Genomic DNA, 18697 nt, shown 5'->3' on the forward strand with positions numbered 1-18697 from the left:
CATCATGCCAAGCACCTACGCGGTAGCCGGGATGATCACCCGGCTCCACGACCCTCAATACGCCCGCTGGGCCTCCCAGATCCGTCGAACCGGCGGCTGTCGACAGCCCATCCACCTCCGCGGCCACGTCCACCACCTCGACCCCGCTACCGGCAAGCGCCTGCACAGCTACAGCACCGCAGGCGAACCGGACGGCATCCTTCGCGTCCCCTGCAAGACTCGGCGCGCCTCCCGCTGTCCGGCCTGCGCCGAGACCTACCGGGCCGACACCTACCAGCTCATCCGTGCGGGCCTGGTAGGCGGCAAGGGTGTCCCGGCCTCGGTCACCGCGCACCCCTGCCTGTTCGTCACCCTCACTGCCCCCTCCTTCGGCACCGTCCACACCCGGCGGGAGAAGAACGGCACCGTCCTGCCGTGTCACGCTCGACGCGATGCGGCCACCTGCCCACACGGACGCGTCATGTCCTGCACCGCCCGGCACGGAGCCGACGAACAGCGTCTCGGTGAGCCGCTGTGCCCGGAGTGCTACGACTACGCAGGCTCGGTGCTGTTCAACGCGATGTCCCCGGAGTTGTGGCGACGCTTCACCGAAGCTCTTCGCCGACGCGTCGCCAAAAACGCCGGACTGACACAGCGGGAGCTACGGGAACAGGCCGTCATCTCCTTCGCCAAGGTCGCCGAGTACCAGCGGCGCGGGGTCGTCCACTTCCACGCGGTCATCCGCGTCGACGGTCCCGAGGGGCCGACTACCACTCCGCCCGTCTGGGCGACAGCCGACCTGATGACCGACGCCGTACAACACGCCGCCTCCGCCGTCGCGGTCACCGTTCCTGCGGTACCGGGCGAACCCGCGCGAGCCTTCCAGTGGGGCGCTCAACTCGACGTCCGCGAGATCACCATGACCGGTGACCTCACCGAGCAGGCCGTAGCTGCCTACATTGCCAAGTACGCCACCAAAGCCGCCGAATGCGTCGGCACCCTGGACCGGCGCATCAACCCCCTCGACGACCTGACCGCCCTGCCGATCCGGGACCACGCCCGGCGGCTCATCGCCGAGTGCCTGCGCCTGGGCGCCTTCGACGAACTGACCGAGTTCCGGCTCATCAAATGGGCGAACATGCTGGGCTTCCGCGGCCACTTCTCCACCAAGAGCCGCCGCTACTCCACCACCCTCGGCGACATCCGCCAGGAACGCACCGACTACATGCGCGGTGAGGCGATCAGCACCGGACGGCTTCCGCTCTTCGACGAGGACACCGTGCTCGTCGTCTCGCACTGGGAGTACGCCGGACAGGGCCACTCGGTCGGTGACGCCCTTTTGGTAAGCGCCCTTACCGGAAACCATCTGCCTGCTCTCTCCGGGGGCGGCTCATGACCCGACTCCTTCTCACCATCCCTGAAGCTGCGGCTGCCCTGGCGGTCTCCCGGAGCAAGCTCTATCAACTGATCGCCTCCGGCGCGGTCACCTCAATCCGGATCGACGGCTCCCGACGTGTCCCGGTCTCGGCTCTGCAGGACTACATCACTCACCTGACCTCGGCGGAGCGTGCGGCATGACCAACCCCCTCGTCGGCACCCCTGACAAGCCGAACAAGAAGAGCGCCCCCAAGCTCCGCGACGGCGTCATGAAGCGCGGCAACACCTGGTCATACGTGATCCGCGTCAAGGACCCGGAGACGGGCGAGAGCAAGCCGAAGTGGGTGGGTGGCTTCGCCACTGAGGAAGCTGCCAAGGCCGCTCGTGACGAGGCACACGTGAACGCTCGGCGCGGTGAGTACGTCGACCGGAACGAGATCACCGTGAGCGCGTACCTCGATGACTGGATCGAGGATCACGCCATGGAGATCAAGCCGGGGACGCTTGAGGACTACCGGATCACCATTCGCCTCTACATCAAGCCCCACATCGGAAAAACAAAGCTTCAGGCGGTCCGGCCTGCCACGATCACGAAGCTTTACCGGGATTTGCTAGCCAGAGGCGGACGTGGCGGGAAGCCGCTGGCGGTGTCCACCGTCGTTCACACTCACGCGATCCTGCGTCGGGCCTTCCGTGACGCTGTCGAGGTTCACGAGTACCTCAGCAGTTCACCCGTCGACAAGGCCAAGCGTCCCCGCGGGGACTGGCGGGAGCCAGGCTTGATTTGGACCCCGGCCCAACTCCGGACGTTCCTTGCGCTGGCCCAGTCGCATCGGCTCTATGCGTTCTTCCACCTGGCGGCCTACACGGGTGCCCGGCGGGGTGAACTGCTGAACCTGCGGTGGCCTGACATCGATTTAGAGAGGAAGCAGATCACCATCAAGGGCTCAACGGGCATAGTGGAAGGAATTCGCATCGAGGGCACTACCAAGAGCGGCCGGACTCGGGTTGTGACCATCGACGAGGGCACGGTGACCGTACTCCGGGAGCATCAGAAGGTCCAGGAAGTCGAGAAAGCTCGCGTCGGTGATTCCTGGAAGGGCTCGGACGACGGTCACGTCTTCACGACCGCCTGGGGCGGCTCTATCTACCCGACCACTGTGACGGCGCTGCCGGGCAAGCTCATCGGGATGTACAACGAGCCGGAGAACAAGGACCAGACCCCGGCTGAGCCGCTCCCCTACGTCCGCCTCCACGACCTTCGTCACATCCACGCCACCACGCTGCTTCTGGCTGGCGTTCCCGTCCACGTGGTCGCGGCCCGACTGGGGCATGCCGACCCAGCGATCACCCTGCGTGTCTACGCCCACGTGATCCGCTCAGCAGAGACCGCCGCCGCTGATGTCTTCGCCAAGGCTCTCAGATAGAAAATAACTAGGTCTCCTAGACAGCCCTGATCCTGCCTCCTGCAGGGTCAGGGCCAAGCAGTTCCTCGGATCGAGATGAACCCGCTGGCACGATGAGACGCTACATGCGGCAACGGACAGCAGATGAAATGAGACGAGTAAAAAATCTAGCCATACCGTCTACCTGGCTGCATGCCAAAGTGACGGCATTGGGAGTTTACAAATAACTATGGCTCCATCTGGCAAGAAGAGAAACCCCTTCACGCCGTCTACCCGCCTGCGCGCTCGGGTGACAGCATGTGGGGAGTTTTAAACTAACTCCCGCAGTGCAACTCGGAAGTCGGATACGGTGGACAGCGAAGCCCCGAAGCACTGTGAACAGCTTGGAGCCCCGAGCGGCCGGCTGGCCACGTCGGGGCTCCGCGGGTGGGCCCAGCTAGGTTGCCGCTATCTGGGCCCACCCCTGTTGAGGAACCAGTCCGCAACTGCGATGGCCGCTCGCAGAGCGAGCCACCACCAATCCGTGCGCACCAACTTCCTCTCCATCCGTTTCGCATGCTTCGCCACGGGCGTCCCCTCCTTCGTATGAACCGGCTTGTTCCCTGGTCGGGGAATCGACTCCGGTCCCCCAGTCGATCCCGCGGGATAACGGCTGGAGGTGAAGAGGCTGGCATAGCGTTCTCGGACCGAGACGAAACTACCAGCGTTCCACTGGTTGGCGCAGACATGCTAGGAAAAATGCTTACGACACTTCCTGTTGTATTTAACAACATGGTTGTTGTGACTCAGTTGTATTCGTTGGAACGCTGCGATGTGCCGCCCGCTCAGTGCCGAAACCGCAAGTCAAGCAAGCCGGTCCATCGAGTTGCGATATCGCAGCGACAGCGGAGGCTGGTTCCAACCGGGCAATCCAAAGCGTTGTCTCAGGATCCCGCCACCACGGCAAGCAGATTCGGCTCAGAGGAGGAGCAGAGGGCGCGGCAAGAATCCCACCTCTGGCGACAGGGAAAAACTGGCTACTGTCACACTTCTTGGTCAACGTCGATCACGTGACGTTCGGTCAGCTAACGTGCCGCATCGTTCGAGCTGATCGGATCCGCAACCTCGGACAGCGCCACCGAATCCACAGCACTGTTAGCAAGGGTGTTAGCAAAAGGCCCCCACCGGAACCCGGTGAGGGCCTCTGACCTGGAGCCGCCTTGGGGAATCGAACCCCAGACCCCTTCATTACGAGTGAAGTGCTCTGGCCGACTGAGCTAAGGCGGCGTGCCGTGTTTCACCACGGCCTACGGCAGTCTACAGGCTCCCGGGGCCTTCCCGCGCCCTGGAATCAGCTGATCTTGGGGCACCGGGTTCCGTCCTTGGGAACGGTCAGATCGATCAGGTAGTCGTCCACCAGGCGGTCCACACATTCCGAACCCGTCAGATAGGCGGTGTGCCCGTCACCGTCGAAACCGACGAGGACGCCGGAGGAGAGCTGGGAGGCGAGAGCCTCGGACCACTGGTAGGGCGTGGCCGGATCGCGTTCGGTGCCGACGACCATGATGGGCGGGGCTCCGGGAGCGTCGATCTTGGCCCGCGGGCCTCCCTTGGCCGGCCAGTACGCGCAGGGCAGCGAGCTCCACATGACGTACGCGCCGAAGAGCGGGGCGTCCTTGGCCGACTCCCTGGCCGCCGTGGCGTAGGCGGCGGAGTCGCGGGGGAAGGGGGCGTCGACGCAGTTGACGGCCAGGTTGGACTCGGTCTGGTTGGTGTACTCGCCGTTCGCCTCGCGGTCGATCAGCAGGTCGGCCAGGCGGAGCAGGGTGGTGCCGTCGCCCTTCAACGCCTGGCCGAGTGCCTGGCGGAGAACCGGCCAGGCCTGCCGGTCGTAGAGCGGGGTGATCAGGCCGAGGGTGGTCCAGGCCTCGGTCACCGTACGGCCGTCGCCCGTCGCGTTGGTCAGGGGAGCCCTGTCCGCGCGGCGGAGCAGAGCGGCGATCTCCGCGCGGGCGGAGCCGACGGATCCGCGGAAGGGGCAGTCGGTGGTCGTCAGGCAGTCCCCGAGGAACGCGTCGAGGGCGACCTCGAAACCGCGTGCCTGCGCGGTGTTCAGCTCCAGCGGGCCGAGCGAGGTGTCCACGGCGCCGTCCAGGACGAGGGCGCGTACGCGGGCGGGGAAGAGGTCCGCGTAGGCGGCGCCCAGCTGGGTGCCGTACGACTTGCCGAGGTAGGTGAGGCGGGAGTCCCCGACCGCGGCGCGCAGCAGGTCCATGTCCCGGGCGGCGTCGGTCGTGCCGACGTGCGGCAGGAGCCTGCCCGAGCGGGCCTGGCAGCCGGAGGCGAACCGCCGCGAACCCTCCTCCAGCATGGTGACCTCCCCCGGCGAGTCGGGCGAGCTGTCGAGGCCGACGTAGGTGTCCAGCTCGCTCGTCGACAGGCACCGGACGGGCGCGGATCCGCCGACCCCGCGCGGGTCGAAGCCCACGACGTCGAAGCGGTCCCGTACGGCCTTGCTCACCGCCGTGCGGGCACCTCGCGCGTACTTCACCCCGGAGGCGCCGGGTCCGCCGGGGTTGAGAAGGATCGAGCCGATCCGGTCACCCGAGGCGGGCAACCGGATCACGCTGAGCTCGATCTTCTCGCCGTCCGGCTTGGCGTGATCGAGGGGAACCGGGAGCTTCGCGCACTCGAAACCGTCCCCGCACTCCTCCCAGCCGAGCGACGTTTTCCATGCCTCGCCGCCGCCCGTACCGGTGCCGGAACCGGCGTTGGCGTCGGTTCCGGTGCACGCGCTCGCCAGCAGGGTCACCACCGCCGCCAGTACGGCGACCACCTGGGATCTCACGCCTTGTCCGCTCCGTAGTCCGTGGGCCGGGATCGCACGCGGGTCCGGCGAGGGGAGCCGACGCGCGCGGAGAGGCTGACCGCTCGCATCCTACGCCCGCCCCGGGCCCCGCGACCGCGCATCGCCCAAGCGGACACGCGGGCCGCGAGCGGCCACGTGGCACGGATCCCGGGAGGCCGTGCCACACCGTTCACCAGAGCAAAGACCCACAGGCGTCCAAGGGGTCATGGCCCGGGCGGGCCTCGGAAAACCACGGTCACCCCTCCGGTCCGCCGTCGGCGACCTTCACCGCGTCCCCGTACGCCGCGTCGTGCTGCTTGCGCGGGGAGCACACCGACGCCGACGGGCACGCGCAGCGGCGTCCGCCGTCCTCCAGGCGGACCACGACGGAGTCGGAGGGTACGTTGCGGCCCACGACGGTTCCCGCCCCCTCGGGGGTGTCGACCTTCAGCCCGACGCGGGGCATCCTGCTGTGCGCGTCGAGATAGAGCGGGTGCTCGTACTTCAGGCAGCACATCAGCCGCCCGCACGCCCCCGCGATGCGCAGCGGGTTGACCGGCAGGTCCTGGTCCTTGGCCATCCGGACGGAGACCGGCTCGAAGTCCTTGAGGAAGGTGGCGCAGCACAGGTCACGGCCGCAGGGGCCGATGCCGCCCTGCAGGCGTGCCTCGTCGCGGGGGCCGATCTGACGCAGCTCCACCCGGGCGCGCAGATTGCGGGCCAGGTCGCGGACGAGGGCGCGGAAGTCGACCCGCTGGGGGGCCGAGAAATAGACCGTGTAGACGTTCTCGGCGTCCGTGTAGTCGACGCCGACGACCTTCATGGGCAACGTGTGCCGCTTGATCAGGCGTTTGGAGACGCTGCGGGCCTCGGCGCGCCGCCGCTTGTTGCCCTCGTCGCGGGTCAGGTGCTCCTCGTTCGCGATGCCCGCGCACACCGGCAGCCCGCCGACCTCCTCGCTCGTCCACTGGGGCGCCCAGACGCACTCGGCGACCTCGGGCCCGGCGTCGGTGGGAACCAGCACCTTGTCTCCGACCTTGGGACTGTGCTCACCGGGATCGAGGTAGTACAGCCTGCCGTAGCGGGTGAAACTCACCGCCATGATCATGCCCATATGGCTCCAAACCTGGGGGTACGGCTCGTGCTCACCCTACGCGTCATACCCAGGGACGCGGAGGGCCGCCCGAAGTCCCCGCCGGCGGCGGCGACGGGCCCCGTACGCCTTCCGCCTGGCCTGCACGTTCTCTCTCGTCCCCTGGAAACTCGTCCCCTGGAAACCCATCCCCCGGAAAAGGGACTCCGTCGGCGCCGCGACACCCGCTCGCGCGACGTCGCGGCGCCGACGCGGTCCCTGGCCAGGGGCTCCCCGTGGGAGAGCATTTCGATCACTGGGTCGGGGGTTCCTCCCGAAGATGACAGGGTCACGTCACGGAGACGCCCCGCCGGGCCATCCGCCGTTCCGGTCAGCGGCCGAGTTCGGCGAAGGACTTCTCCCAGCGGTCGACGATCACGGAGATGTCGTAGTTCCTGGCCGTCTGGAGGGCGTTCTCGGCCATCCGGCGGCGCCCCTCCTCGTCGTCGATCATCTGGATCAGCCCGCCGGCCAGGGCGTCCACGTCGTCGGCGGGGACCAGCAGCCCGTTCACCCCGGAGGTGATGATCTCGCGGGGGCCCCGGGGGCAGTCGAAGCTGATCACCGGCACCCCGGAGGCGAACGCCTCGATGATGGTCATGCCGAAGCCCTCGAAACGGGAGCTGACCGCGTGGATCGAGGCCTTGGCGAGCTCGCCCTCGATGTCTCCGGTGGGACCCATGAACGTGACGTTGTTGTGCAGGCGCAGCTTGACGGACTGCCTGACCAGCTTGTCGCCGACCCGGCCCTCACCGTAGATCCGCAGTTTCCAGTCCGGGCGTTCCCTGGCCACCCGGACGAACGCCTTCAGCAGCCGGTCGTACCCCTTGACCGGTACCAGCCTGCCCGCGGCCAGCACGATCCGGTTCTCCTGTCTGGAGCGCGGACGCGGCCCGCCGGGCAGCCCGTTGCCGATGGTGAACACCCGGGTGGACGACCCGTTGAGCATCTTCCGGTAGTCGTGCTCGTCGGCCTCGGTGAGGGTCACGACGGCGTCGAGCTTCGGGTACCACGTCCGGATTTCCTCGAAGATCCCGGGCTGGTGGGCCTCGAAGTGCAGGTGCTCCTGGGCGATCGTGATGACCCGCTTGCGGGCGTACCTCGCGGCCATGATGTTGAGCCCCGCGCGGGTGGTGACCAGCACGTCACTGCGGAGCCTGCGCAGCTCGCGGACGATGACCTCGTCACTCCAGGCGCTGAAGGAGGCGTACGCGCGCTCCTCGGGGTGGATCAGCGCGCTCTCCCGCGCGCCCAGCCGCTCGGCTTTCCTCGTGTACGGCCAGCGGACCCTGGCCCCCTCCCTCAGGTCCACCAGCGAGCGCAGGCGAACCTGCGAGCCCAGCGGCAGGAAGGGCCTGTCGACGTGCTGGAAGACGCTGACGATCTCGACCTCGTGCCGCTCCGACAGGGCGGTGGCGAGGTCGAAGGTGGCGCGGATGGTCCCGCCCATGCCGTAGGCGTTGAGGATGAGAAAGGAGATCTTCACGAGCTCGCCTCCTCGATGCTGAGCGCGACGGCGAGGCTGTCGGTCTCGGTGTAGTACGGCCGGACCCTCACCTGCCCGACACGCTGGGCAGGAAAACGAACTTTGGTCTTCTTATCCGTTATGTCATCAAGTCGGGTCGCCAGCGGCAGCCGCATTCCGGAGATCTCCGCGTAGAGGTCCCAGAAGACCCGGCGCCGCACCTGCGTCTCGGCCATCGGCGCGATCTCCACCCCTCCCTCGAACCACCGCCCCTGGAAGCTCGCGGGCCCGCTCACGGGCTCCGGCCCCCGGCGGGCCACCGCCACGAGCCTGGCCGCCCCCCGGATCGGATCGCCGTACGCGATGGCGCCCTCCACCTGGATCACGCCGTCCTCCGCGGTCACGCGGATCACCTCGACGTACGGCTCGACCTCGCGGACCCGCAGGCCCAGCGTGCCGAGGGAGGTACGGAACGCCCTGATCTCCCGGTTGCGGCGGGTCTCGGCGTAGGACCACAGCCCGTCGAGCGAGAACCCCGGATCGTCGGTGACGATGGGCTCGCCGCCGCGTGACGCCATCCAGACGCCCGCGGACAGTGCCGTCAGATCCGCGGCCCCGCACTCCTCACCGGTCTCCACGTGCCGCAGGACGATCTCCGCGCTGTTCCCGCCATTCCCGCCATTCCCGGCGTTCCCCTCGACCGGCTCGGGCCATTCGATCCTCAGCGTGTCGTCGTTGCCCACACGGCTCGTGACGGCCCGCCCACTCACGGACGGAATCACTCCGTGGCGTGCCCCAATGCTCACCAAGAGTCCCCCGGTCTTCTCTGCTCATCCCCGTAGAGCAGGACACTGTCCACTGATTCATAACGAAATAGCTTATTTTTGCCTGTTAATCCTAACGACCCACACTCGTACTTTGAGGTGACTTAGCGGTGAATGGTTCCATCTAATCGTAAACAGGCGGGTAGTGACCGCTTGGCGGTGGTCAGTACCCCCTTCTCACCAGCCGATATTCGCCGAGGCGATCCAGAAGAAACTCCGATGCGTCCGATACCGGCCAGAGCCGATCTCCCCGAGCTCCGCCTCCCGGCGAACCAGGAGATGCCCGTCCGAACCGTGGCATCCAGAAGTGCCCGCGAGACGGGGTGGCGGCAAAAGACAGGGTGTCGGTGAGACTCGTGTCACCGGGAACACGAGTCTCACCGACACCCCGATGTGGCCGGTCAGCTTCGCGGTTCGTCGCTCGATTGCGGGTCGCGGCGTTCCAGCGCGGCCTCGAAGGAGCGGAGTGCGGTGACGACGGTCGCGCGTTCGGCGGGTGACAGACCGCTCATGACGTGTTCCCAGGCGGTGGCGCTGCCGGACAGCCAGGCGCGGATCGGTTCGGCGTAGGCCGGGGTGATGGCGATGATGCGGCGGCGACGGTCGGCGGGGTCGGCGGTCCGCTCCAGGACACCTGGCCGCACCAGTTCGCTGACCATGAGGCTGACGGTCGTCGGCGCCACCTCCAGCCGATCGGCGAGCTCGTTCACGCCGGCGGGGCCGTCATATTCCAGGTGGGCCAGCAGGGCCAGGTGCCGGGGCGCCAGGTCGAGGTCCCGCAGCTCGGGCGGAATCGGCAGACGTTTGGCGCGGCCGACGAGCCGGGGCATGAGCAACAGCAGGGTGCGGACGGCCTCGTTGACGGCGATACCACCCGGTTCAGTGGACATCAGCAACCTCTCACCGATACCTTTAAGCTTAAAGCCTTTAGGGTCAAAGAAAACGAGGTCCACCGTGCCGCATCTGACCGCCCATCTTCCAGACGCCAGGCTAGCGGGCAACGAACCCGAGCTCGTGACCGCCCTGACCGAAGCGATCGTCAGCGTCTACGGCGAGTGGGCGCGAACGCTGGTGAGCATCCGGCTGTCCGGCGTTCCCGCGGGCCGCTTCGCCCAGGGGGGCGTGCCCGTGGACACCAGCGTCTCGGTCACGTTGGGCGTCCGGTCAGGCGCGTTCGAACGCCCCGACGCCGCCGAGATCACCGCCCGCCTCGGCGCCGCCCTCACCGACGCGATCACATCGGTCCTGGGCGAGGAACTCCGCCCGGGCACCATGGTCGAACTCCTCGCCTCCCCTCCTGAGCGGACCTTCGTCGGCGGCAACCTCGCCTCGTGACCGCTCCACGCCGGAACCGGGTCGACGTCGAGGCCGGCACGGCCCGGAACCGGGCCGGCTCACAGCCGGGGCCGGTGCAACGAGATGGTCATCGACTCGACCGCCATCTGCGGGCTGACGTTGGACGCCAGCCGCCTCCGGCAGCGCATGATCGCGTCGATCCTGCGCAGGGTGTCCTCCGGTGTGGAGGCGCGGGCCAGCTCCTCCAGGTCGGCGCGGCGGTCCTCGCTGGCCAGCTCCACGTGCGCGCCGAACTGCACCGCCAGCACGTCCCGGTAGAACGCCACCAGGTCGAGCAGGGACGCGTCGATGACGTCGCGCTTGGTGCGGGTCGCCCGGGACTTCTGCCGGTCCTCGAGATCCTTGAGCGCGCCGGCACCGCCGCGGATCAGGCCCCTGTTGAGCCCCTTGCCGGTGGAGCCCTCGCCGTAGACCTGGCGCAACTCGGTGATCTCCGACTCGTTCAGCACCGCGGTGACCGCGGCGGCCTCGTCCTCGGCGGTCTTCACCAGCCGCTCGGCGGCCATCACGCACTCCCCGATGCCGGTCAGCGACCGGGGGATGGACAGCACCGCCTCGCGTCGCGCACGCGCCTCCGCGTCCAGCGCCAGCCTGCGGGCGCGGTCGATGTGCCCCTGGGCGGCCCTGGCGGCGAACTCCGCCGTCACCGGCGGCACGTTCTCGCGCGTGGCCAGCACGTGGGCGACCGCCGCGGTGGGCGGGGTGACGAGCGTGACGAGCCGGCAGCGGGACCTGATGGTGATCATCATGTCGTCCGGAGAGGGCGCGCAGAGCAGCCACACCGTCTTCGGCGGCGGCTCCTCGATGGCCTTGAGCAGCGCGTTGGACGCCCCCTCGGTCGCCCGGTCGGCGTCCTCGAACAGCACGACCCGCCAGCGGCCCAGCGTCGGCGCCCCGGCCGCGCGCAGGATGAGCCGCCGGGTGTCCTTGATGCCGTACGAGAGCCCCTGCGGGCGGACGATCTCCAGGTCGGGATGGGAGCCGACCGCCACCTGGTGGCACATGTCGCAGTGACCGCACCCCTGGTCGGGGCAGAACAGCGCGGCGGTGAACGCCCGCGCGGCCTCCTCGCGCCCGGACCCGGGCGGCCCGGTGAACAGCCACGCGTGGGTCATTCCGGCGCCGCGCCCCCCGGCCAGCAGGTCGGCCCCGGCCGCCGCCGCCCGGCGGAGCGTCGCGGCGGCCCGCTCCTGCCCCACAAGATCATCAAAGACTCCCACGTCCCCCAACCTACCGCCGGGGACACGGGCTCAGTCGCGGATCGCGCTCCCGGCACGGCCCGAGCTCACCCGTACCGGCCACCGCCACACGGGCTCAGTCGCGGATGGCGGGCATGGTCCCGGTGACGTCCTCCGACTCCCGCGGCACCGGGTCGGGCAGGATCTCGCGGACCCGGTCCTGGATGATCGAGGAGATCTGGTTCTGGGGCAGGGTCCCGTCGACGACCAGGTAGCGGTCGGGCTCGGCGGCGGCCAGCGCCCGGAACTCGCGGCGGACGCGCTCGTGGAACTCCAGGGGCTCCGACTCGATGCGGTCGGCGGCCCCGCCCAGCCGGGCCAGCCCCACCGACGGCGGGGTGTCGATGAGCACCGTGAGGTCCGGAACGAGCCCGCCGGTGGCCCAGCTGTTGACCATCGTGACGTCCTCGGCCTCCAGTGCCCGGCCCGCGCCCTGGTAGGCGAGCGACGAGTCGACGTAGCGGTCGGAGATCACCATCGAACCCCGGTACAGGGCCGGGCGGATGACCTTCTCCACGTGCTCGGCCCGGTCGGCCGCGTACAGCAGCGCCTCGGACCTCGCGGACAGCCCCTGGTGCACCGCGTCGAGCAGGATCGCGCGCAGCCGCATCCCCACCTTGGTCGAGCCGGGCTCGCGGGTCTGCACGACATCGAAGCCCTGGTCACGCAGCCAGATCGCCAGCAGCCTGGACTGGGTGGTCTTCCCCGACCCCTCGCCGCCCTCGAACGCGACGAACATCCCGCGCCCCTGCTCGGCGCTCTCGGGGGCGAACCGCTCGCCGCGCACCGCGGCGATCAGGTCGGCGATGATCGAGACGCCCCTGCGGTCGTCCATCTGCCGCAACGCGACGATCCCGACGATAACCGCGAGCAGCCCGCCGACCAGCAGCACCAGGTTGGAGCCGTCGAACCGGTAGACCGGCTCCTGGCCGACCCTGATCTGGCGCTCGCCGAACAGGCCCGCCAGGGTCGGCGCGACCGCGACCACCAGCAGCAGGGTCACCCGGGCGAGCGACTGCAGGAAGGAGAACGTACGGCCCCGCAGGCTGTCGTCCACCTCCAGCCCGATCATGGTGTAGCCGATGATCCAGGCGATCCCGGCGCAGGCGCCGAGCAGCACGGTCAGCAGAACGACGATCACCAGGTTGTGGACGAGCGCGATCGCGACGAGGACCAGCCCGGCCACCACGATCGACAGGCCGAACAGCCTCCGCCGCGACAGCTCCCTCAGCAGCTTGGGCCCGAAGAACATGCCGGACGCCATACCGACGAAGACCGCGCCGAAGACCACGCCGTACGCCGCGTCACCGCCGCCCAGCGCGTCCACGTAGATCTTGGCCACCCCGACCACCGCGCCGCCGGCGGCGAACGCGCCCAGCATGCCGATGATCAGACCGCGGATCAGCCGGTTGCCGCCGACGAACCGCCAGCCCTCGAAGATCTGCCGCAGCACCGACGGCGTGGAGGTGGCCCGCGCGCCGCTCCTCGGGATGTCCTTGAGCGAGAAGATGATGACGGCCGAGACCAGGTACGCGAGCGCGTTGATGAACAGCGCCAGGTAGGTCTCGCGCTGGGCGAGGAAGGGCACCAGCCTGCCCAGGAAGTCGTCGGCGACCGACAGCAGCGCGAACAGCAGCGCCGCGATGGGCGCGGTGCCGTACGTGACCAGGAGGTTGAGCTGGTTGGCCTCCTCCAGCCGCTCCTTGGGCACCAGGTTGGGCACCGTGGCGTCCTTGGCCGGGACCCAGAAGAGGTTGACGCACTCGACCAGGAACGTGGCGATGATCACCCACTGGTAGCTGCCGATCAGCGGGATCGACAGCACCAGCGCGAAGCGCAGGAGGTCGCAGAAGAACATCGTCAGCCGCCGGTCGAACCGGTCGGCGAACGCGCCCGCGAGCGGGCCCAGCAGGATGGCCGGGAGCATCTTCGCCACGAAGACACCGCCGATGGCCAGGCTCTGGACCTTGTAGCCCGACGCCGCGGTGAGGTTGCCCGCGAGGGCGGTCAGCGCCAGGAGGTTGAGCCAGTCTCCCAGGCTGCACACCGACATCGCCGTCCACAGCTTGCGGAACGGGGCATTGGCCAGCACGTGGGAGGGCTTGCGTCGCGCGGTGCTCCGGCCAGGGGTGGTCATAGTGTCAGCGTATCCAGATGCTCGCTGGGCTGGGGAAAACACCAGCCAGGCGGAAATGCCCGGCTGCCCGTCGCATGAGGGTAATACGTCCACCCCGTACCTCGCAGGTCACCCCGGCGAAAAGAAGCGCCCGGGGCCGCTGTTTCCAGAGGTGCTCGTGGCGAGGGCACCGGCGCTCACGGCGGGATTGTCCAAGGCGCTCACCGCGAGGACACCGGAGGTGCTCGTGGCGGGATTGTCAGAGGCGCTCGTGGTGGACTTCCAGCAGGGTGATCTCGGGAGGAGCGCCCACCCGGACCGGCGGCCCCCAGAAGCCCGCGCCCCGCGTCACGTACACCTGGGTGCCGTCCACCTCGCCGAGACCGGAGACGACCGGCTGCTGCATCGGGACGACCAGGTTGAAGGGAACCATCTGGCCACCGTGCGTGTGGCCGGACAGCTGGAGGTCCACGCCGTACGTGGCCGCCTGGACGGCCTGGACCGGCTGGTGGGCGAGCAGGACGGTGGACCGGGAGCGGTCGCGGTCGCCGCCCAGCGCCCGCTCGAAGTCGGGGCCGTCCCCCGAGGCGACGCCGCCGAGGTCGTTGACCCCCGCGAGGTCGAGCACGGCCCCCCCGTGGGCGATCTCGACGCGCTCGTTGCCGAGCGGGCGGACGCCGAGCCCGCGCAGCTCCTCCATCCACTCCTGCGGGCCGTTGGCGGTGTAGTACTCGTGGTTGCCGGTGACGAAGTAGGCGCCGTAGCGGGATTCGAGGTCCTCCAGCGGCCTGGCCAGCGGGCCGAGCTCGGCCACCGTGCCGTCGACCAGGTCACCGACGACGGCGACCACGTCGGCCTTCAAGGAGTTGATCATGCGAACGATGCGCCGGGTGTGTTCCGTACCGGTGAGCGGGCCCAGGTGGATGTCGCTGACCACCGCGAACCGCAGGCCGCTCAGGCGCGGATCCAGCCTGGGCAGCACGACCCTGACCGGTTCGATCACCGGGTCGCCGAGAGCCGTCCCGACCCCGAGACCGACCGTGCCCAGCGCCCCCGCCCCGGCGGCGACCGCGGCCGTACGGGCGATGAACAGCCTCCTGCTCATCCCGGCCGGATCGTTCGCCCCGCCGGTGGCCCCTCCGCCGCGCCGCGCGTCCCCGGCACCCGGAACGACGATCACGCCGCCGATCGCGGAACCCGTCTCGGGCTCATCCCGGCCGGCGGCATCGGACCGAACGGCGGACACCGGCTGAGCGGCGGGCACCGGCTGAGCGGCGATGAGCGCGGCCCGCTCCGCCCTGCGGGCGGCCACTCCCGGCGGAACCCGGCGGCGCTCCGCCCGCAGCTCCACCACGCGCAGGACCGTCAGGGCAGCGGCCCGGGGGATCTCCAGGAGCACCAGGAACACGAAGAGGTAGAACATCACCGCGATCCAGAAGAACCCCGGCCACGCCAGGAAGTGACCCCACTCGCTACGGGAGGCGACCAACGTCACCGGGGCGAGCACCGCCAGGGCGACGAGGGTCCACGTCAGCACCCGGCGGGTCCGTCCGGGCCGCGTGGTCGAGCGGATCAGGCGATGCCACAGGTAGCAGTGGACCAGCGTGATCGCGAAGACGACCAGCGACACGAAGCCCACGATCGTCACTCGCCTCTCCCGTCCGCCCACCGGCCGTTCCCGGCGCGTTCCGAAGAACGCCCGGGACGGCGAATGCGTTCCCAGAACCCCGGAAGTTCCGAGAACCCGAGGGACAGGGCGTCAGACCTTCACCCTGCGCGTTACCGCGACCCCGGAACCCGTGCGTCGCCAGAGTCCCGAAAACGGGGCGTCAGGCCTTCGCCTTGGCCCGGGTGGTGCGGGGACGCTTGGGCGCCGGGCCACGGGCACGGCGGTCGGCGAGGAGCTCGGCGGCGCGCTCGGTGGTGATCTGCTCGACCTCGTCACCCTTGCGCAGGGAGGCGTTGGTCTCCCCGTCGGTGACGTAGGGCCCGAACCGCCCCTCCTTCACCACGATCGGCTTCTTGGAGACGGGATCCTCCCCCAGCTCGCGCAGCGGCGGCGCCGCGGCGGCCTGCCTCCCCCTGGCCTTGGGCTGGGCGAACAACTCCTTGGCCCGGTCGAGGGTGACCGTGAACAGCTCCTCCTCCGACGCCAGGGAACGCGAGTCGGTGCCCTTCTTGACGTACGGCCCGAATCTGCCGTTCTGGGCGGTGACCTCCTGGTCGTCGATCACCCCGAGCACCCGGGGCAGTGACAGGAGCTTCAGGGCGTCTTCCAGGGTGACGGTGTCCAGGGACATCGTCTTGAGCAGCGACCCGGTGCGCGGCTTGGGAACGTCGGCCTTCTTGGTCCTCTTCTTGGCGCCCTCGGCCGGCGGCGCCTCCTCGGGCAGGATCTCGGTGACGTACGGGCCGTAACGACCGTCCTTGGCCACGATCACGTGCCCGGTCACCGGGTCCTTGCCCAGCTCCCGGTCACCCGTCGGGCGGGAGAACAGCTCCTCGGCCATCTCGGCGGTGAGCTCGTCGGGAGCAAGGTCCTCCGGCACGTTCACCCGGGCGCCGTCGCGGTCCAGGTACGGGCCGTAGCGGCCCACCCGGATCATGATGTCGGTGCCCCTGATCGAGAACGAGCTGATCTCCTTGGCATCGATCTCGTCGAGATCGGTGACCATCTCCTTCAGGCCCTCGTCGCCGTCCACGCCGAAGTAGAACCGGCGCAGCTCCGGCACCCGCTCCGCCCTGTCGTTGGCGATGTCGTCGAGGACCTTCTCCATGTCGGCGGTGAAGTCGTAGTCGACGAGGTGGCCGAAGTGCTGCTCCAGCAGGTTGACCACCGCGAACGCCAGGAAGGACGGCACCAGGGCCGTGCCCTTCTTGAAGACGTACCCGCGGTCGAGAATCGTTCCGATGATCGACGCGTACGTCGACGGGCGGCCGATCTCCCGGTCCTCCAGCTCCTTGATCAGCGACGCCTCGGTGTATCGCGCGGGCGGCTTGGTGGCGTGCGCCAGCACGTTGAGGGCGGACGCGGTGAGCGGGTCGTTCTCGGTCAGGTTCGGCAGGCGCTTCTCGGAGTCGTCCCGGTCGGTGGACGGGTCGTCCGCGCCCTCGACATAGGCCTTCAGGAAGCCGTGGAAGGTGATGGTCCGCCCGGAGGCGGTGAACTCGACCCGCTCGCCGGAACCGGACGTGCCGTCCACCTTGACGGTGACCGACTCGCCGACCGCGTCCTTCATCTGGGAGGCCACGGTCCGCTGCCAGATCAGCTCGTACAGGCGGAACATGTCGCCGCTCAGCCCGGTCTCGCCCGGCGTGCGGAACTCCTCGCCCGAGGGACGGATCGCCTCGTGCGCCTCCTGCGCGTTCTTGACCTTGCTGGCGTAGACGCGCGGCTTGTCGGGCACGTACGCCGCGCCGTACAGCTTGATGGCCTGGCTGCGGGCCGCCGCGACGGCGGTCTCCGACAGCGTGATGCTGTCGGTTCGCATGTAGGTGATGAAGCCGTTCTCGTACAGGCGCTGGGCGACCTGCATGGTCGACTTCGCGGAGAAGCCCAGCTTGCGGCTGGCCTCCTGCTGCAGCGTGGTCGTCCTGAACGGCGCGTACGGCTTGCGGGTGTACGGCTTGCGCTCGACGGACCTGACCTTGTAGGACACCCCGGCCAGGCGCCCGGCCAGGGCGTGGGCGGCCTGCTCGTCGAGGTGGAGCACGTCGGCGCTCTTGAGAGTGCCGTTGCTCGCGAAGTCGCGGCCCTGGGCGACGCGCTTGCCGTCCACGCCGGTGAGCATGGCGGTGAACTCGTGCGGGACCTCGTCGCGGCCGGTGTCGAGCAGCGCCTGCAGGTCCCAGTAGCTCGCGCTGGTGAACGCCAGGCGCTCGCGCTCGCGCTCCACGACCAGCCGGGTCGCCACGGACTGCACACGCCCGGCGGACAGCTTGGGCTTGACCTTCTTCCACAGGACCGGGCTGACCTCGTAGCCGTAGAGGCGGTCGAGGATGCGCCTGGTCTCCTGGGCGTCGACCAGCCTCAGATTCAGGGCGCGGGGGTTGGCCACCGCCTCCTGGATCGCCCGCGGCGTGATCTCGTGGAACACCATGCGGTGGACCGGGACCTTGGGATTGAGCACCTCACGGAGGTGCCAGGCGATCGCCTCGCCCTCACGGTCCTCGTCAGTGGCGAGGTAGAGCTCGTCGGCGTCCTTGAGCAGCTGCTTGAGCTTGCTCACCTGTGCCTTCTTGTCGTGGTTGACGACATAGAGCGGCTCGAACTCGTGATCCACGTTGACGCCGAGGCGTGCCCACGACTCCCCCTTGTACTTCTCGGGGATGTCGTCGGCCTTCTCGGGGAGGTCGCGAATATGCCCGATGCTGGACTCCACGACGTAGCCGCGGCCGAGGTACCCGGCGATGGTCTTCGCCTTGGAAGGCGACTCGACGATCACCAGGCGGGTTCCGTCGGCGTTGCCGTTCTTGGCTGGCACGCTGCTTCCTACCTCGCTGTTCGCATTCGTTCCCCGTTTTCTTCCCCTCGGGTTACCCGGTCTCAGCCGGGGACACTCCCAAGAGAAGCCGCAAGGACGCAGAATAAAGCCCTATGAGTGTCGACGTCCCCCAGCTCACCCTCGGAGACTAATCGCTGTGCTCGACTACTCCTACTTGGTTCTCCACCTTCCGCGTGGCACATCCCGGGACGCAGCCCGGCGGATACTGACCGAACATGCAGAATACGGCGACTGGGAACTCGACCGCCTGCGACTGTATCCCGACGGTCGCCGGGACGTCCGACTGCGCCGGAAGATCATACGTGTGACCAGGACGATGTGATCCCCGGACATGGCTTTGCCCGCTCCGGGCCGCGCCCCCGGAACGGGCAAAGCTTCCATGCCTCGCCGGCCGAGCGGACGCCGCGCCACGGGGGCGCGGCCGTCCTGTCCCACCGCCGTCGAGGCGTCTGCGTGCCTTCCTCAGTGGCTC

The 18697-nt window shown here is 68.9% G+C and carries 14 protein-coding genes and 1 tRNA gene; 5 read left to right on the plus strand and 10 right to left on the minus strand.

The features are described 5' to 3' along the window. Positions 1-4 precede the first annotated feature (4 nt). From ACVCAG_RS25755 to ACVCAG_RS25765, 3 genes are read left to right on the plus strand one after another with little or no spacing between them, the layout of a single operon-like run. Complete coding sequence (locus ACVCAG_RS25755; RefSeq protein ID WP_447190413.1) at positions 5-1375, plus strand: replication initiator; 1371 nt, start codon at positions 5-7, stop codon at positions 1373-1375. Beyond that, positions 1372-1557 carry a helix-turn-helix domain-containing protein gene (locus ACVCAG_RS25760; RefSeq protein WP_447190414.1) on the plus strand — a complete coding sequence of 62 codons (186 nt, stop codon included), beginning with the start codon at positions 1372-1374 and terminating at the stop codon, positions 1555-1557. Before ACVCAG_RS25755 ends, ACVCAG_RS25760 begins: the two co-directional genes overlap by 4 nt. Beyond that, a complete protein-coding gene (locus ACVCAG_RS25765) occupies positions 1554-2783 on the plus strand; it encodes a tyrosine-type recombinase/integrase (RefSeq protein ID WP_447190415.1) in 1230 nt (409 codons plus the stop codon). The genes ACVCAG_RS25760 and ACVCAG_RS25765 overlap by 4 nt, the downstream gene beginning before the upstream one ends. Before the next feature lie 1168 nt (positions 2784-3951). Here ACVCAG_RS25765 and ACVCAG_RS25770 read toward each other — a convergent pair. The 6 genes from ACVCAG_RS25770 to ACVCAG_RS25795 all read right to left on the minus strand — a co-directional run bounded on the left by ACVCAG_RS25770 (position 3952) and on the right by ACVCAG_RS25795 (position 9900). Further along, positions 3952-4028, minus strand: a tRNA-Thr gene (locus tag ACVCAG_RS25770). 64 nt (positions 4029-4092) lie between these two features. Beyond that, positions 4093-5589, minus strand: coding sequence for an alpha/beta hydrolase (locus ACVCAG_RS25775; protein WP_447190416.1), 1497 nt, complete (start codon positions 5587-5589; stop codon positions 4093-4095). Positions 5590-5845: 256 nt separating this feature from the next. Beyond that, complete coding sequence (locus ACVCAG_RS25780; RefSeq protein WP_440086796.1) at positions 5846-6703, minus strand: PSP1 domain-containing protein; 858 nt, start codon at positions 6701-6703, stop codon at positions 5846-5848. Positions 6704-7052: 349 nt separating this feature from the next. After that, on the minus strand, positions 7053-8207 hold the full coding sequence (locus ACVCAG_RS25785; RefSeq protein WP_440086797.1) for a glycosyltransferase: 1155 nt from the start codon (positions 8205-8207) through the stop codon (positions 7053-7055). After that, positions 8204-8929: a hypothetical protein gene (locus tag ACVCAG_RS25790; RefSeq protein WP_447190417.1), complete on the minus strand. Its 726-nt coding sequence runs from the start codon at positions 8927-8929 to the stop codon at positions 8204-8206. Before ACVCAG_RS25790 ends, ACVCAG_RS25785 begins: the two co-directional genes overlap by 4 nt. Positions 8930-9411: 482 nt before the next feature. Beyond that, a complete protein-coding gene (locus ACVCAG_RS25795) occupies positions 9412-9900 on the minus strand; it encodes a MarR family transcriptional regulator (protein ID WP_440086799.1) in 489 nt (162 codons plus the stop codon). 64 nt (positions 9901-9964) lie between these two features. On the opposite strand from ACVCAG_RS25795, the gene ACVCAG_RS25800 reads away from it, so the two are divergent. Beyond that, on the plus strand, positions 9965-10345 hold the full coding sequence (locus ACVCAG_RS25800; RefSeq protein WP_447190418.1) for a tautomerase family protein: 381 nt from the start codon (positions 9965-9967) through the stop codon (positions 10343-10345). 59 nt (positions 10346-10404) lie between these two features. Here the strand turns inward: ACVCAG_RS25800 and ACVCAG_RS25805 are convergent, their stop codons facing one another. From ACVCAG_RS25805 to topA, 4 genes are all read right to left on the minus strand, one after another. Then, on the minus strand, positions 10405-11586 hold the full coding sequence (locus tag ACVCAG_RS25805) for a DNA polymerase III subunit delta' (RefSeq protein ID WP_440086801.1): 1182 nt from the start codon (positions 11584-11586) through the stop codon (positions 10405-10407). A gap of 94 nt (positions 11587-11680) precedes the next feature. Further along, positions 11681-13741 carry a dTMP kinase gene (tmk, locus tag ACVCAG_RS25810; RefSeq protein ID WP_440086802.1) on the minus strand — a complete coding sequence of 687 codons (2061 nt, stop codon included), beginning with the start codon at positions 13739-13741 and terminating at the stop codon, positions 11681-11683. Positions 13742-13979: 238 nt separating this feature from the next. Next, on the minus strand, positions 13980-15368 hold the full coding sequence (locus ACVCAG_RS25815) for a metallophosphoesterase (protein ID WP_440086803.1): 1389 nt from the start codon (positions 15366-15368) through the stop codon (positions 13980-13982). A 181-nt stretch (positions 15369-15549) separates the two neighbouring features. Continuing rightward, on the minus strand, positions 15550-18204 hold the full coding sequence (gene topA, locus ACVCAG_RS25820; RefSeq protein ID WP_440086804.1) for a type I DNA topoisomerase: 2655 nt from the start codon (positions 18202-18204) through the stop codon (positions 15550-15552). Here topA and ACVCAG_RS25825 point away from each other — a divergent pair. Further along, a complete protein-coding gene (locus ACVCAG_RS25825; protein ID WP_425581893.1) occupies positions 18131-18547 on the plus strand; it encodes a DUF5703 family protein in 417 nt (138 codons plus the stop codon). The genes topA and ACVCAG_RS25825 overlap by 74 nt on opposite strands. The last annotated feature ends 150 nt before the right edge of the window (positions 18548-18697 follow it).

Source organism: Streptosporangium sp. G12 (assembly GCF_052983175.1).